This is a genomic window from Streptomyces sp. NBC_01268 (assembly GCF_036240795.1).
In the GTDB taxonomy this organism is placed as follows: domain Bacteria; phylum Actinomycetota; class Actinomycetes; order Streptomycetales; family Streptomycetaceae; genus Streptomyces.
Genome location: NZ_CP108454.1, coordinates 1,922,986 through 1,938,807, shown reverse-complemented (window position 1 = coordinate 1,938,807; position 15,822 = coordinate 1,922,986). Strand labels below are relative to the sequence as shown.

Sequence of the window (15,822 nt, the reverse complement as noted above, 5' to 3'; positions counted from 1 at the left end):
GATCGTTGACGAGCTCTGGTCCGGGGGAGGGCGGGGGTGGTGCCGTGCCGGTCCGGCTCGGCAGCGCGTCCGAGCAGGATACGACGCACCCTACTGACCGGCGGCGCCGATCTTGTAACACCGCTGCTCCGATCGGGTGAACGGCTCTTGACCCCGTCCAGGGTCCCGGCCGTGCCCCCGCCGCAGCTCCCGGGCCGAGCCGCCCGACCCACGGCGTGTCGCGGTACGTGTGCACCCGACTGCCCCGTGTGGCCGGAAGCGGTCTCCCGATGTCGCTGATACCCTGGTACCCCGTGGACCGGTGGGAAACGGCGACAGCCGAGGACCCCGCAACCGCAGCGACGGCACCCCCCGATTCTTCCGGAGGGGACGCCGGTACGCACCTCCAGAACGCGACCACGGGAGCCCCCTCTTGGCGATGCCGCCCAACACCACGACGACCAAGCACATCTTCGTCACCGGGGGTGTCGCCTCCTCCCTCGGCAAGGGCCTGACCGCCTCCAGCCTGGGTGCGCTCCTCAAGGCCCGGGGCCTGCGGGTCACGATGCAGAAGCTCGACCCGTACCTCAACGTCGACCCGGGCACGATGAACCCGTTCCAGCACGGCGAGGTGTTCGTCACCAACGACGGCGCCGAGACCGACCTGGACATCGGCCACTACGAGCGCTTCCTCGACGTGGACCTCGACGGCTCGGCCAACGTCACCACCGGCCAGGTCTACTCGCAGGTCATCGCCAAGGAGCGGCGCGGCGAGTACCTCGGCGACACCGTGCAGGTCATCCCGCACATCACCAACGAGATCAAGTCCCGCATCCGCCGCATGGCGACGGACGACGTCGACGTGGTGATCACCGAGGTCGGCGGCACCGTCGGCGACATCGAGTCGCTCCCGTTCCTGGAGACCGTCCGTCAGGTCCGCCACGAGGTCGGCCGCGACAACGTCTTCGTCGTGCACATCTCGCTGCTGCCCTACATCGGCCCCTCCGGCGAGCTGAAGACCAAGCCGACCCAGCACTCGGTCGCCGCGCTGCGCAACATCGGCATCCAGCCCGACGCGATCGTGCTGCGCGCCGACCGCGAGGTCCCGACCGCCATCAAGCGCAAGATCTCGCTGATGTGCGACGTCGACGAGGCCGCCGTGGTCGCCGCGATCGACGCCAAGTCGATCTACGACATCCCGAAGGTGCTGCACTCCGAGGGCCTGGACGCCTACGTCGTCCGCAAGCTGGACCTGCCCTTCCGCGACGTGGACTGGACCGTCTGGGAGGACCTCCTGGACCGCGTCCACAACCCCGACCACGAGGTCACCGTCGCGCTCGTCGGCAAGTACATCGACCTGCCCGACGCCTACCTCTCGGTCACCGAGGCCATGCGGGCCGGCGGCTTCGCCAACAAGGCCCGGGTCAAGGTCAAGTGGGTCACCTCCGACGACTGCAAGACCCAGGCCGACGCCGAGAAGCAGCTCGGCGACTGCGACGCGATCCTCATCCCCGGCGGCTTCGGCGACCGCGGCGTGAGCGGCAAGGTCGGCGCGATCCAGTACGCCCGTGAGAAGAAGGTGCCGCTGCTCGGCATCTGCCTCGGCCTGCAGTGCATCGTCATCGAGGCGGCGCGCAACCTGGCCGACATCCCCGAGGCCAACTCCACCGAGTTCGACCCGGCCACCGCGCACCCCGTCGTCTCGACGATGGAGGAGCAGCTGGCGTACGTCGAGGGCGCGGGCGACCTGGGCGGAACGATGCGCCTGGGCCTCTACCCGGCCAAGCTGGCCGAGGGCTCCGTCGTCCGCGAGGCCTACGACGACCAGCCGTACGTCGAGGAGCGCCACCGTCACCGCTACGAGGTGAACAACGCGTACCGCGCGGAGCTGGAGAAGAAGGCCGGTCTGGTCTTCTCCGGCACCTCCCCGGACAACAAGCTGGTGGAGTTCGTCGAGTACCCGAAGGACATCCACCCCTACCTGGTCGCCACCCAGGCGCACCCGGAGCTCAAGTCCCGCCCGACCCGCCCGCACCCGCTCTTCGCGGGCCTGGTGAAGGCGGCCGTCGAGCGCAAGACGGGCAAGACGGCCCAGTAGGCGCCTGGCGTTACCGTTGCCGGGGTACGGGTCCCTTCCGGGGCGCGTACCCCGGTTTTCGTATGCGGCCATGTGCGTTCATGTGGGAGGACAGCTGATGCAGGTGCAGGACACCCCGGAGGAGTGGCGGGTCGTCGCCACGACGACCCCCTTCAAGGGAGCCAAGACGAGTGTCCGCACGGACGACGTGGTCATGCCGGACGGCTCGGTCGCCCGCCGCGACTACCAGGTCCACCCCGGCTCGGTCGCGGTCGTCGCCCTGGACGAGCAGGACCGGGTCCTGCTGATCAAGCAGTACCGGCACCCGGTGCGCGGGAAGCTGTGGGAGGTCCCGGCCGGGCTGCTCGACGTGGTCGGCGAGAACCCGCTGCACGCGGCGCAGCGCGAGCTGTACGAGGAGGCGCACGTCAAGGCCGAGGAGTGGCGGGTCCTCGCGGACGTCTACCCCAGCCCCGGCGGCTCCGACGAGGCCGTGCGGATCTTCCTCGCGCGCGGCCTGTCCGAGGCGGAGGGCGAGCGGTACGAGGTCTCCGACGAGGAGGCCGACATGGAGCTGGCCCGGGTCCCGCTCGCGGAGCTCGTCCGCGGCGCCCTCGCCGGCGAGCTGCACAACACCTGCCTGGTGGTGGGCCTCCTCGCGCTCGCGGCCGCGCTGAACGGGGACGGCCCGGACGCGCTGCGGCCCGCCGACGCGCCCTGGCCGGCGCGCCCCTTCGAGGCATGACGCCGGGGCGGGGCGGGGGCGGCCGCGCGGCGCGGTGACCGCGCCGCGCGGGGGAGCCCCTCCCTCCTCCGGTCGGACAATCCAGTGATCCGATCGGGGGATTTGTCCGCCGCGCTCCGCCGGGTCCGCGCGGTGCCCTGAACTACGCTCGGAAGCGCCCGTGCGGACCCCCCGCGGGATCGGCTCGTGCGCAGGTGGACGGGAGCGTGGCCCGTGACGGATCAGGCGGTTGGGGGTACCCCCGGACGAAGTCCGGGGGAGGTCGGCGCCGCGCAGTTCTACGGTCGCCAGCGGGAGTTGAAGGCCCTGCGCGCCGACATCGAACGCACCGGCCTCGACACTCTCACCGGCCGCAAGGCACCCCGCGCACGGGTCCTGCTGATCGCCGGCAAGCCCGGCTCCGGACGCACCGCCCTCGCCGAGGAACTGGTCGCAGGACTCGCCGCCGACTACCCCGACGGGGTGTTCCGGGTCCGGCTCACCGAACCCGGCGGCGACCCCGTCCCCACCGGCCGCGCCGCCCAGGAACTGCTCTCCGCGCTCGGCGTGGCCGAGCCCCCCGGCGCCGCCGAGGACGAGCTCGCCGCCCTGGTCCGGACCGCCTTCGCCGACCGCCGGGCCCTGCTGCTCCTCGACGACGCCGTCGACGCCGAGCAGGTCGACCCACTGCTCCCCGACAACCCCGCCAGCCTCGTCGTCGGCGTCGCCCGCGGTCCGCTCACCGGCATCCCGGACGTCCGGCCCTGCACCCTCGGCGGCCTCGACCCCAAGTCGGCCATCGAACTGCTCACCGCCTTCACCGGTTCGGTCCGCGTCACCGTCGACCCGCAGGCCGCCGAGACCCTGGCCGAGGAGTGCGGCGGACTGCCCGGCGCGCTCGTCCTGGCCGGCGGCTGGCTCGCCGCCCGGCCCAAGGCCTCCGTCGCCGACCTCGCCAAGCGGCTGCGCGCCCTCACCGGCGACCCGATCACCCGCGCCTTCACCCTCGTCCACGCGTCGCTGCCGCAGCCGGCCGCCCGGATACTGCGCCACCTCTGCCTCGCCCCGCTGGGCCGGGCCGACGCCCACACCGCCTCCGCCCTGGCCGGCTGTTCGGTCTCCGCGGCGGCCACCACCCTCGCCGACTTCGCCGCGCTCGGACTCGTACGGGAGGTCCCGGGCGGCGACGGGCAGTACGAGCCGGCCGCGCACCTCGTCCCGCTGCTGCGCGCCCAGCTGGAGGAGTGCGACCGGCCCGCCGAGACGCAGCTCGCCCGGGCCCGGATGCTGGAGCGGACCGTCCGGCTCCTCCAGTCCGGCCGCGCGGTCACCGAACCGGAGGGCTCCCCGGCCCGCCGCAAGCTGGCGGGGATGCCCCGCGCCCTGCGCTTCCCGAACGCCGTCACCGCCGCCGCATGGCTGGACAGCCGCCGGCCCGTGCTGCTGGCCGCGGCCCGGCTCGCCGTCGCCGACGGGGAGCTCGACACCCTGGCGCGCCGGCTGATCGCCGCACTCGTCCGGGCGCTGGCCGCGCACCGGGGCGCCGAGGCGGCGGCCCCCGACCTCTACGGGCTGCACCGGCTCGTGCTGGACGTCGCCGAGCGGCGCGGGCTGCACCGGGAGCGGGCCGCGGCGCTGCTGAACCTGGCGGACCTGGATGCGAGGACCGGCAGGACTCAGGACGCATTGCTGCGATATCGGTCGGCATTGGAGGCCGGCAGGGAAGCAAATGACCCGTACGCGGTGGGTCGCGCAATGGAATCCGTAGGTGGCGCCTATCAGGAGCTGGGAGACTGGCACCGGGCCGGCGACTGGTACGGCAGGGCGCTGGCCCAGCGGCTGGCCCGTGACGAGCGGGCCGACCAGGCGCGCCTCTACGGCCGGCTCGGCACGGTGCACACCTACGCGGGCCGCTACGGCGAGGCCCTGCGCAGCTGGCGGGCGGCCGCGGCCGGCTACCGCAGGCTCGACGATCTCCCGGGCTACGCACGGGCGTTGAGCGAGGCCGCCCGGGTCCAGGAGTACGCGGGGCGCCCCGAGGAGTGCCTGCGCAGCTGTGAGGAGGCGGTCGAGTGGGCCCGGCGCGCCAAGGACGTGCGGCTCCAGGCGGCGCTGCAGCTCCGGCTCGCCGACACCCTGGACCGGCTCGGCGACCCGGCGGCGGCGCGACTGCACAGGTCGGCGGCGGAAAGACTGCTGGGAAGCGAGCGTTCCGCCTACGAAATCCGTAGTGCTTCTGTCGAAGATTAGTACTTTGAAAGGCTAGACAGTAGGAACTCCTTCATTAGACTGGGTGAGCCGCGTTCGGTCGCGGTCTGTGCCGGTGTGCCGCAGTGCATCCGGGTATGTATGGCTATGCCGGGCTTTCCCGGTGCGGTCACACCGCAGTCACCCCCGCTTATCCCACTGATTCAAGGACCGTGATCGACGATGAAGGTCGGCATCCCCCGCGAGGTCAAGAACAACGAGTTCCGCGTGGCCATCACCCCTGCCGGTGTCCACGAGCTCGTCCGCAACGGCCACCAGGTCTTCGTCGAGCAGAACGCCGGTGTCGGCTCCTCGATCACGGACGCGGAGTACGTCGGCGCCGGCGCCGAGATCCTCGCCACCGCCGACGAGGTCTGGGCCACCGCCGACCTTCTGCTCAAGGTCAAGGAGCCCATCGCGGAGGAGTACCACCGCCTCCGCAAGGACCAGACCCTCTTCACCTACCTGCACCTCGCCGCCTCCAAGGAGTGCACGGACGCCCTCCTGGAGTCCGGCACCACCGCCATCGCCTACGAGACGGTCGAGACCGCGACCCGCGCGCTCCCGCTGCTCGCCCCGATGTCCGAGGTCGCGGGCCGCCTGGCCCCGCAGGTCGGCGCCTACCACCTGATGCGCTCGGCCGGCGGCCGCGGCGTGCTCCCCGGTGGCGTCCCCGGCACCCACGCCGGCGAGTGCGTGGTCATCGGCGGCGGCGTCTCCGGCTGGAACGCCGTGCAGATCGCCATCGGCCTGGGCTTCCACGTGACCCTGCTCGACCGCGACATCAACAAGCTGCGCGAGGCCGACAAGATCTTCGGCACGAAGGTCAAGACGATCGTCTCCAACGCCTTCGAGCTGGAGAAGGCCGTCATCGAGGCCGACCTCGTCGTCGGTGCCGTCCTCATCCCGGGCGCCAAGGCCCCGAAGCTGGTCACCAACGAGCTCGTCGCCAAGATGAAGCCCGGAAGTGTCCTTGTCGACATCGCCATCGACCAGGGCGGCTGCTTCGAGGACTCCCACCCGACCACCCACGCCGAGCCGACCTTCCAGGTCCACAACTCGGTCTTCTACTGCGTCGCCAACATGCCGGGCGCGGTTCCGAACACCTCCACCTACGCCCTCACCAACGCCACGCTGCCCTACATCGTGTCGCTGGCGAACAACGGCTGGGTCGAGGCGCTGCGCCGTGACGCCGCGCTCGCCAAGGGCCTCAACACCCACGACGGCAAGGTCGTCTACAAGGAGGTCGCCGAGGCGCACGGCCTCGAGCACCTCGAGCTGAGCACCCTCCTGGGCTGACCCTCAGCTCGCTCCAGACAAGAGGAGAAACGGTCGGTCAACGCCGTCCGTCAACCTCACGCATCGGGCCGGACCTTGTCGAGCAAGGTCCGGCCCGATGTGTGTCCGGCCACGTTCCGATGCCTGGTCAACTCGCCTCGAACGTAACTCTTTAACCGTTTCGCGCACCCCTGAAACGTGCGGTTCCATGCCTGCGCACCCTTGACAGAGGGGTGTTCGGTTGCCGACACATCGGGCCGGGTCCGGCGGATTGTGTTGCTGCGGAGCGGTGACACGCCATAGAGTCGCCAACCGTCGGCATGGTGCCACGCTGACCTATCGATAAATGTTCCTGGTCACATCCAAGGAGGTAAGACGACTTGTGAATGAGTCGACATTTACTCCCGGGGGTGCGGAGCCAGGAGCCCCGATCGGCTCCGTCGCGGTGCGGACCTTCGCGACGCACCAGCCCCTGACGCCAGCCCATACGATGAAGATGACGGACGGCCTACACGTGAACGCCACGGCCGGCAACGAGATGGGCCGAGAGTCCACCCACTTCGCCGCCTTTGACGAGGTGCCCGAGGGGCACTTCTACGACCCCGACGCCGAGTACGAGCCCGACCCGGAGTACGCGGCCACCCTCGCACCCGACGCTGCCCGCCAGCGCCGCGAGCGGATCGGCCCCACCGGACGGCCCCTGCCGTACTTCCCGATCCCGGGCCCGCTGACCGACCACGGTCCCGCGAAGATCATCGCGATGTGCAACCAGAAGGGCGGCGTCGGCAAGACCACGTCGACCATCAACCTGGGCGCCGCGCTCGCCGAGTACGGACGACGGGTGCTGCTCGTCGACTTCGACCCGCAGGGAGCCCTGTCGGTCGGCCTCGGCGTGAACCCGATGGAGCTCGACCTCACCGTCTACAACCTGCTCATGGAGCGGGGCATGTCGGCGGACGAGGTGCTGCTCAAGACCGCGGTCCCCAACATGGACCTGCTCCCGAGCAACATCGACCTCTCCGCCGCCGAGGTGCAGCTGGTCTCCGAGGTCGCGCGCGAGTCCACGCTGCAGCGTGCCCTCAAGCCGCTGATGAACGACTACGACTACATCGTGATCGACTGTCAGCCCTCGCTCGGCCTGCTGACCGTGAACGCCCTGACGGCCGCTCACAAGGTCATCGTGCCGCTGGAATGCGAGTTCTTCGCACTGCGCGGCGTGGCCCTGCTGACCGAGACGATCGAGAAGGTCCAGGAGCGGCTCAACCCCGACCTGGAGCTCGACGGCATCCTCGCCACGATGTACGACTCGCGGACGGTGCACTCGCGCGAGGTGCTCGCGCGCGTCGTCGAGGCCTTCGACGACCACGTGTACCACACGGTGATCGGCCGTACCGTGCGCTTCCCGGAGACCACGGTCGCCGGAGAGCCCATCACCACGTACGCCTCCAACTCCGTGGGTGCCGCCGCCTACCGTCAGCTCGCCAGGGAGGTGCTCGCCCGGTGTCACGCCGAGTGAGTCTGCCCGGCGCCGACGAACTGTTCCGTACGACCGGGGGGATGGCGCTGCAGGCGTCCTCGCCGCGCCGCCCCGTCCCGGCACCGGCGGGCGAGAGCGACACGGCGGCCGCGGAGGGCGGGGCGGAGCACGCCTCCGCCGACTCCGAGCCCGCCGAGCCGCGCGCCCGCGCGACGGAGGCGGAGGCCCCGGCCCCCGCGCCGTCGAAGGCCGCCGCCTCCGCCCAGGCTGCCCGGCGGCGGAGCCGCGCCGCCAACCGGCGCCCCAGTGGGCGTGAGCGCCACGACGAGAAGATCACGGTCTACGTCTCCGCCGAGGAGCTGATGGACCTGGAGCACGCGCGCCTGGTGCTGCGCGGCGAGCACGGCCTGGCGGTCGACCGCGGCCGGATCGTCCGCGAGGCGGTCGCCGTGGTCCTGGCGGACCTGGAGTCCCGCGGCGACGCGAGCATCCTCGTCCGTCGCCTGCGCGGCCGCTGACGGTACCCTGCGGGCTCCCGCACCCCCGCTCCACCAGGACCCCGATGCCCCACCCCCCTGACGAAACGTCCCGCCCGCCCCACCGCCGCCTCCTGGGCCGCGGCCCGGGGTCGGCCGCACCGCGGCCCTCGGGGGCGGACGAGGCGGCCCTGACGGACGAACCGGCCGGCCCTGGGACGCCGCCGGGCGTCCTGGAGGCGGCGTACGGCGCCGAGGGGGCGCACGGGGCGCCTTACGGCGCAGAGAGGGCCCTTACGGGGCCTGGGGGCGCGGAAGAGGCGACAGCAGGGCGTGAGAGCGCCGGGAGCGCGGGAGGCGCACTCACGGAGCTCCCGGGGCCGCAGGGCGCCGGGGAGGCCCCCGACGCGCCCACCGCGGCCACAGCAGCGCTGGACGCGCCTTCCGCCGCCGTGGCCGCGCCCGCGGGCCCTCTTGCTGCCGAGCGGACGCGCACCGAGTCCCTCGCCGCCGACCGCGCGTCCGGCGAGCTCCCCGGCGTCGAGGCGGCGCCCCCCGGCGTCCCCGCCCCCGCCGACGGCCGGTTCACCGTGCGGCTCGCGAACTTCGAGGGGCCGTTCGACCTGCTCTTGCAGCTCATCGCGAAGCACCGGCTCGACGTCACCGAGGTCGCCCTCTCCAAGGTGACCGACGAGTTCATGGGGCACATCCGCGCGATGGGCCCCGACTGGGACCTCGACCAGACCACCGAGTTCCTGGTCGTCGCCGCCACGCTGCTCGACCTCAAGGCCGCCCGGCTGCTGCCCGTCGCCGAGGTGGAGGACGAGGCCGATCTGGCGCTCCTGGAAGCGCGGGACCTGCTGTTCGCGCGGCTGCTGCAGTACCGCGCGTACAAGCGGATCGCCGAGATCTTCGCGGAGCGCTGGGAGAGCGAGGGGCGCCGGTACCCCCGCACCGTCGGCCTGGAGGCGCACCACGCGGAGCTGCTGCCCGAGGTGGTCATCTCCATCGGCGCCGAGGGCTTCGCCGCCCTCGCGGTCAAGGCCATGCAGCCGAAGGCGAAGCCGCAGGTGTACGTGGACCACATCCACGCGCCCCTCGTCAGCGTCCGCGAGCAGGCGGGGATCGTCGTCGCCCTGCTGCGCGAGCGCGGGGTGCTGAGCTTCCGGGAGCTCGCCGAGGGCGCCGGCGACACCCTCACCGTCGTCGCGCGCTTCCTCGCGCTTCTGGAGCTCTACCGGGAGAAGGCCGTCGCCCTCGACCAGGAGACCGCCCTGGGGGACCTCACGGTCTCCTGGACGGGCGGGGAGGCGGACGCCGCGGGGGCCGTCACCGACGAATTCGATCAGGAAGACCGGGAAGACCGGGAAGACCAGGAGCACCGGGAAGTCCGGGAACGTCAGGAGGCCGTCTCGTGAGTGAGCTCGCTCTCAAGCCCGCGCTCGAAGCCGTCCTCATGGTCGTCGACGAGCCCGCCACCGAGGCCCACCTCGCCAAGGTCCTCGACCGCACCCCCCGCGAGGTCGCCGACGCCCTGCGCGAGCTCGCGGACGAGTACACGGTCCAGGGCCGCGGCTTCGAGCTCCGGCTGGTCGCCGGGGGCTGGCGGTTCTACACCCGCGCCGCGTACGCCCCGGCCGTCGAGGCCTTCGTCCTGGACGGGCAGCAGGCCCGCCTCACCCAGGCGGCCCTGGAGACGCTGGCGGTCGTCGCGTACCGCCAGCCGGTCAGCCGCTCGCGGGTCTCCGCGGTCCGCGGGGTGAACTGCGACGGCGTCATGCGCACCCTGCTCCAGCGCGGTCTGGTGGAGGAGGCGGGCGCGGAACCCGAAACAGGTGCGATCCTGTACAGGACGACGAACTACTTCCTGGAGCGGATGGGCCTGCGCGGCCTGGACGAGCTCCCGGAGCTGGCACCCTTCCTGCCCGAGGCGGAAGCGGTGGAGCCGGACTCCTTGGAGGGCGTGCCCTCCTTCGATCCGGACGAAGACAGAGACTGACGAGACTACGGAAGATTGATGCGAAGCAGCAGCGGCAGGAACAGCAGCGGAAACAACGGCGGGAGCCGTGGTGGCAACAGCGGCGGCCGCGGCGGCAGCAGCGGTGGCGGCCGAGGCGGCAGCGGCTCCGGCGGCTACCGAGGGGGCAGCGGCTCCGGCGGTGGCGGCGGCTACCGGGGTGGCGGCAGCGGTGGTGGTGGCGGTCGTGGCGGCAGCAGCGGTGGCGGCGGCTACCAGGGCGGCGGCCGTGACGACCAGAAGCGCGCGAGCAGCCCGCGTCGGCCCCGTCCCGAGGACCGGAGCTACGACGTCGACGGCCTCGCCGGCCGTCCCTCCGACGGCCCGAGGCGCGGGCGCGGCGACGCCGCCCGCGGCGGTGCCAAGGGCGGCCCGAAGCAGTCCCCGAACCGGGGCGGCGGCCGTACGGCCCCGTCGCGCTCGCGCGAGTACGACGCCCGCGCGGAGGAGCGCAACCGGGAGCGGTACGCCAACAAGCCCGAGATCAAGACGCCCAAGACCTTCCCGGGCGCCGAGCAGGAGGGTGAGCGGCTGCAGAAGGTGCTCGCCCGCGCCGGCTACGGCTCGCGCCGTGCCTGCGAGGAGCTGATCGAGCAGGCCCGCGTCGAGGTCAACGGCGAGATCGTGCTGGAGCAGGGTCTGCGCGTGGCGGACAAGGACGAGATCAGGGTCGACGGCCTGACGGTCGCCACCCAGTCGTACCAGTTCTTCGCGCTGAACAAGCCGGCCGGTGTCGTCTCCACCATGGAGGACCCCGACGGGCGCCAGTGCCTCGGTGACTACGTCACCAACCGCGAGACGCGGCTCTTCCACGTCGGCCGGCTCGACACCGAGACCGAGGGCATCATCCTGCTCACCAACCACGGCGAGCTGGCCCACCGTCTCACCCACCCCAAGTACGGCGTGAAGAAGACCTACCTGGCCGCCATCACCGGCCCGCTGCCCCGCGAGGTCGGCAAGCGGCTGAAGGACGGCATCGAGCTGGAGGACGGCTACGCGCGCGCCGACCACTTCCGGGTCGTCGAGCAGACCGGCAAGAACTACCTGGTCGAGGTCGTGCTGCACGAGGGCCGCAAGCACATCGTGCGACGGATGCTCGCCGAGGCCGGTTTCCCGGTCGAGAAGCTGGTCCGCACCGCCTTCGGCCCGATCACCCTGGGTGACCAGAAGTCGGGCTGGCTGCGCCGCCTCAGCAACACCGAGGTCGGCATGCTGATGAAGGAAGTCGGTCTCTAGGACCCGCTGCCCCAGCCCCACGAGAGGCCCGTGACCGCCCCGCGGTCACGGGCCTCCGTGCGTTTTCGTCCTTGTGTGCGAACGGCCCCCGCTTTATAGTCAGAGTGACTTTTAAAGGGTACGGGGTGGGGAGGCGACCGCATGAAGCGTTACGGGCACGGCCTGGTCCTCGGCGCGTTCTGCCCGCCGCACGCCGCCCACCACCGGCTCGTCCGCACCGCCCACGCGCGCTGCGAGCGGCTCACCGTCCTGGTCCGCGGCTGCCCCGACGACCCGCTGCCGCTCGCCGAGCGGGTCGCCTGGATGCGGGAGATCCACCCCGAGGCCCTCGTCACCGGCACCACCGGCGACAACCCCCTCGGCGCCCTCCGCGAGCCCGTGGACGCCGTCTTCACCCCCGGCTCCCCGGCCGAGGACGTCCTCGCCGACCCCGCCGCCCACTGGCACCTCCTGGAGGCACCCGTACGGGCCGCCCTCACCCGACGGGTGGTCGTCCTCGGGGCCGGCCACACCGGCACCACCACCCTGGCCCGCGCCCTCGCCGCCCACTACCGCGGCCGCGGCGGCGTCTGGGCGCGCACCCGCTACGTCCCCGAGTACCGCGCCGCCCGCGACGGCGCGCCGCTGCGCTCCGGGGACTTCCCGCTCATCGCCCTGGGACAGGCCGAGCGCGAGGAGGAGAGCGCGCGGGACGGCTCGCCGGTCCTGGTCTGCGACACCGACGCCTTCACCGTCACCATCCGCCACGAGCGGCACGTGGGCACCCGCAGCGCCGACACCGGCGAGATCGCCGCCCGCGCCCGCCACCATCTGTGGCTGCTCACCGACCACCGCGGCATAGCGGCTCCCGGGCACCCCGACGGCCCCGAGGGCCCAGGGGACCCCGAGGGCGCCGCCCGGCTGCGGCCCTGGGCCACCGCCCGGCTGCTCACCCAGCTCACCCGCACCGGGCGTCGCACCGCCGTCCTCACCGGACCGCACGAGGAACGGCTCGCCGCGGCCGTGGCCGCCGTGGACGCCCTGCTCGCCACGCCCCTGGAGCGCCGATGACCACCACCCACCCGGCCCTGGAGGGCTACGACCCGCGGGCCTTCGAGCCCTTCGCGGTCACCGCCGACCTCGCCGTCCTCACCGTCCGCGAGGGCCGGCTGCACGTCCTGCTCGTCGAACGAGGCCAGGAGCCCTATGCCGGCAGCTGGGCCCTGCCCGGCGGTTTCGTGCTGCCCCACGAGTCCGCCGATCGGGCCGCCCGCCGCGAACTCGCCGAGGAGACCGGCCTGTCCGGCGCCACCACCGCCCGGCTCCACCTGGAACAGCTGCGCACCTACAGCGACCCGGACCGCGACCCCCGGATGCGGGTCGTCTCCGTCGCGTTCGCCGCGCTCGTGCCCGACCTGCCCGAGCCCCGCGGCGGCGGGGACGCGGCCCAGGCCCGCTGGCTCCCGTACGAGACGGCCCGCGGGCTCGCCTTCGACCACGACCGCATCCTCGCCGACGCCCGCGAACGCGTCGGCGCCAAGCTGGAGTACACCTGCCTCGCCACCGCCTTCTGCCCGCCCGAGTTCACCCTCGGCGAGCTGCGCCAGGTGTACGAGACGGTCTGGGGCGTCCCGCTCGACCGCCCCAACTTCCGGCGCAAGGTCCTCGCCACCCCCGGCTTCGTCCGGCCGGTCGAGGCACCGCCGCGCCGCACCGGCGGACGGGGGAAACCGGCCGCTCTCTACCGGGCGGGCGAGGCCACCGCGCTGCACCCGCCGCTGCTGCGACCGGAAGGACGAACGGAATGACGAACGGAGTGACGGGCCGCCCCGTCAAGCGGGCCGCGACCGGGGCACTGCTCGGCCTCGCGCTCGGTGACGCGCTGGGCTTCCCGACCGAGTTCAACGACGTGCCCGCGATCCTCGCGAAGACCGGGCCGTGGCGGACGATGGACCAGCCCGTTCGCGGCGGGCTCTCCTACATCACCGACGACACCCAGATGACCCTGGCCCTCGCGCGCGGTGTGCGCACCGCCCTGGACCGGGGCGCCCTCACCCCGCTCCGGCTCGCCCGGCCGGTCCGCGACGAGTTCGTCGACTGGTACCACTCGCCCGAGAACAACCGGGCCCCCGGCAACACCTGCCTGAAGGCGTGCCGGCTGCTCGACTCCGACCGGCCCTGGCAGGACGCGAGCCAGATCCACTCCAAGGGCTGCGGCGCCAACATGCGCGTCGCCCCGATCGGCCTCGTGCCCGGCCTCGACGACGGGCAGCGCGCGGGCGCCGCCCAGCTCCAGTCCGCCCTCACCCACGGGCACCCCACCGCCCTCGCCGCCTCCGACCTCACCGCCCGGGCCGTGCACCTGCTCGCGCAGGGCGTGGACCCCGCGGGACTCGTCGGCCGGCTGCGCTCCTACGCGTACGAGAAGCGCTCCGCCTACGACGAGCGCTGGCTCGGCGACCTCTGGACCCGCTCGCAGGACCCGTCGCCGCGCCACTTCGCCGAACGCGGCTGGGACGAGTGCCTGGCCGTCCTCGAACGGCTCGACGCCGTGCAGCGCACCGCCGACCCGGAGCTCGACCCCTGCACGTACACCGGCGACGGCTGGATCGCCGAGGAGGCCCTCGCCACCGGCCTGCTCTGCTTCCTGCTCTTCCCCGAGGAGCCGCTCACCGCGCTCCGCCGCGCCGCCTGCACCCGCGGCGACTCCGACTCGATCGCCTGCCTCACGGGCGCCTTCGCGGGCGCCCACCTCGGCGCGGACGCCTGGCCCGCTCCGTGGGTGGAGCGGATCGAGCACCGGGACGAACTGCTGGCCTTCGGGGCGGCCTGGGACGCCTAGAGCGCCGTCTTCCGGGCCCTGACCAGGAAGTCCTCGACGCGGGCCCGGTCCGGGGCGGAGGGCAGCGGGCTCGTGTCACGGGCCCGGTCGGCCTCGTCCTGGAGCCGGGCCATCCAGCTCTCGACCTCCTGCCAGGACACCTCGCCGCGCTTCACCGCGAGCAGGCGCTCGCGCTCCTCGCCCACGTCGACGCGGAGCTCGCCGCTGCGCAGCAGATCACGGCAGCTGGTCAGCAGGCGCAGCAGGTGCATGGCGTGCTTCCAGCGCGGGGCCCCGTACTGCCGGACGTCCGCCTCCAGCTTGCGGCCCTGGCCCTGCGCGTAGCGGACGAAGGTGGTGTGCGCCTGGCGGGACAGGAACGCCCCGCGCAGCGCGAGCAGTTCGCGGCCGGTGGCGTCGACGTGCTCGACGACGGGGGAGTGCAGGCACTCCAGGATGTTCGGGTTGTTGCGCAGGGCGAGCTCGCAGAAGCGTTCCAGCTCCCAGCTGAACTGCTCCTCCGCGGGGCCCTCCACATGGGCCGGCGGCTTGTCGAAGCGCCAGAACAGCGGGGTCGGGGCCAGATAGACGCCCCGGCGGTCGGTGTCGCTGTCCTCGGTCGCCAGACCGAACGCGCGCGACCCCATGACGCAGGAGTAGATCGTGTGGTCGCGGACCAGCTCTTCGGGAGTCATGCGCGCCAGGCTAGGCCAGGGTGATGTTTCCGTCCGACACATTAATCCGCTCCTCCGGGAGCCGGCGGGGCGCCGGTCCCGCCGCCACCGTGCCGTCGGCGATGCGGTACTTCGAGCCGTGGCAGGGGCAGTCGATCGTGCCGTCGGCGACCTTGTCCACGAGACAGCCCTGGTGCGTGCAGACCGCCGAGAAGGCCTTGAACTCGTCCGCCACGGGCTGGGTGACCACGACCTTCTCGTCCTTGAAGACCGTGCCGCCGCCGACCGGGATGTCGGAGGTCCGGGCGAGCGCCGTGGGCGAGGGCGTGCCGCTCGTCCGCGTGCCGTCCGTGCTGTCGGTGCCGCCCGACCCTCCTCCGCAGCCGGAGACCAGGGCGGCACCACCGGCGAGGAGCGCCGTACGACGGGGGAGGGCGTCAGCAGTCATGCCGCCCAGCTTGGCCGGGGCGTCCGCGGCGGCGCCGCGACACGCCTACGTCCAGGGCGTCAGCTCCCTCGCACGGCCGTCCCCGTCCCGCCGCACCTCCAGCAGGCCCGTCACCGCCGCGCGCTCGATCGGCCCGTACACGTGCGGGAAGAGCAGGTCCTCGGACCCCTCCCAGCGGACCTCGCCGGAGAGCAGCGACTCGTCGATCACCAGGACCAGGAGCGGGCCGGCCGCGGTCCGGTAGTGGCCGTCGGCGATGGCCAGGGCGGCGGTCTCGTCCGGGGAGCAGTGGACGAAGCCCTCGGCGGCCAGGGAGGGAGGTGCGTAGGGCAGACCGGGATCGGCGGACCATTCGTCCAGGGGTACGACGTGCAGCAGCATGCCGACAG

General features: G+C 72.8%; 15 protein-coding genes. 12 read left to right on the top strand and 3 right to left on the bottom strand.

From position 1 onward, the window contains the following. Positions 1–418: 418 nt before the first annotated feature. From OG309_RS08390 to OG309_RS08335, 12 genes are all read left to right on the top strand, one after another. A complete protein-coding gene (locus OG309_RS08390; protein WP_329428217.1) occupies positions 419–2,077 on the top strand; it encodes a CTP synthase in 1,659 nt (552 codons plus the stop codon). Between the two features lie 97 nt (positions 2,078–2,174). Then, positions 2,175–2,801: an NUDIX hydrolase gene (locus OG309_RS08385; protein WP_329419419.1), complete on the top strand. Its 627-nt coding sequence runs from the start codon at positions 2,175–2,177 to the stop codon at positions 2,799–2,801. Positions 2,802–3,014: 213 nt separating this feature from the next. Continuing rightward, positions 3,015–5,030, top strand: coding sequence for a tetratricopeptide repeat protein (locus OG309_RS08380; protein WP_329419417.1), 2,016 nt, complete (start codon positions 3,015–3,017; stop codon positions 5,028–5,030). 180 nt (positions 5,031–5,210) lie between these two features. Further along, positions 5,211–6,326 carry an alanine dehydrogenase gene (gene ald / locus OG309_RS08375; protein WP_329419415.1) on the top strand — a complete coding sequence of 372 codons (1,116 nt, stop codon included), beginning with the start codon at positions 5,211–5,213 and terminating at the stop codon, positions 6,324–6,326. 469 nt (positions 6,327–6,795) lie between these two features. After that, positions 6,796–7,821: a ParA family protein gene (locus OG309_RS08370; RefSeq protein ID WP_046909525.1), complete on the top strand. Its 1,026-nt coding sequence runs from the start codon at positions 6,796–6,798 to the stop codon at positions 7,819–7,821. Further along, positions 7,818–8,300, top strand: coding sequence for a hypothetical protein (locus OG309_RS08365; protein ID WP_329428215.1), 483 nt, complete (start codon positions 7,818–7,820; stop codon positions 8,298–8,300). Before OG309_RS08370 ends, OG309_RS08365 begins: the two co-directional genes overlap by 4 nt. Before the next feature lie 44 nt (positions 8,301–8,344). Continuing rightward, positions 8,345–9,676, top strand: coding sequence for a segregation and condensation protein A (locus tag OG309_RS08360; RefSeq protein WP_329419411.1), 1,332 nt, complete (start codon positions 8,345–8,347; stop codon positions 9,674–9,676). After that, positions 9,673–10,257, top strand: coding sequence for an SMC-Scp complex subunit ScpB (gene scpB / locus OG309_RS08355; RefSeq protein ID WP_329419410.1), 585 nt, complete (start codon positions 9,673–9,675; stop codon positions 10,255–10,257). The genes OG309_RS08360 and scpB overlap by 4 nt, the downstream gene beginning before the upstream one ends. 18 nt (positions 10,258–10,275) lie before the next feature. Further along, positions 10,276–11,511, top strand: coding sequence for a pseudouridine synthase (locus OG309_RS08350; protein WP_329419409.1), 1,236 nt, complete (start codon positions 10,276–10,278; stop codon positions 11,509–11,511). Between the two features lie 141 nt (positions 11,512–11,652). Further along, on the top strand, positions 11,653–12,561 hold the full coding sequence (locus OG309_RS08345) for an AAA family ATPase (RefSeq protein WP_329419406.1): 909 nt from the start codon (positions 11,653–11,655) through the stop codon (positions 12,559–12,561). After that, positions 12,558–13,298 carry an NUDIX hydrolase gene (locus OG309_RS08340; protein WP_329419404.1) on the top strand — a complete coding sequence of 247 codons (741 nt, stop codon included), beginning with the start codon at positions 12,558–12,560 and terminating at the stop codon, positions 13,296–13,298. The genes OG309_RS08345 and OG309_RS08340 overlap by 4 nt, the downstream gene beginning before the upstream one ends. Then, positions 13,295–14,332: an ADP-ribosylglycohydrolase family protein gene (locus tag OG309_RS08335; RefSeq protein WP_329419403.1), complete on the top strand. Its 1,038-nt coding sequence runs from the start codon at positions 13,295–13,297 to the stop codon at positions 14,330–14,332. Before OG309_RS08340 ends, OG309_RS08335 begins: the two co-directional genes overlap by 4 nt. Here OG309_RS08335 and OG309_RS08330 read toward each other — a convergent pair. From OG309_RS08330 to OG309_RS08320, 3 genes are read right to left on the bottom strand one after another with little or no spacing between them, the layout of a single operon-like run. Further along, the gene (locus OG309_RS08330) at positions 14,329–15,006 is read right to left on the bottom strand and encodes a nucleotidyltransferase domain-containing protein (RefSeq protein WP_329419402.1); all 678 of its coding nucleotides are present in this window, start codon (positions 15,004–15,006) and stop codon (positions 14,329–14,331) included. The genes OG309_RS08335 and OG309_RS08330 overlap by 4 nt on opposite strands. Positions 15,007–15,016: 10 nt before the next feature. Then, the gene (locus tag OG309_RS08325) at positions 15,017–15,433 is read right to left on the bottom strand and encodes a Rieske (2Fe-2S) protein (RefSeq protein ID WP_329419400.1); all 417 of its coding nucleotides are present in this window, start codon (positions 15,431–15,433) and stop codon (positions 15,017–15,019) included. A 45-nt stretch (positions 15,434–15,478) separates the two neighbouring features. Further along, positions 15,479–15,814: a DUF952 domain-containing protein gene (locus OG309_RS08320; protein ID WP_329419398.1), complete on the bottom strand. Its 336-nt coding sequence runs from the start codon at positions 15,812–15,814 to the stop codon at positions 15,479–15,481. Between the last annotated feature and the right edge of the window lie 8 nt (positions 15,815–15,822).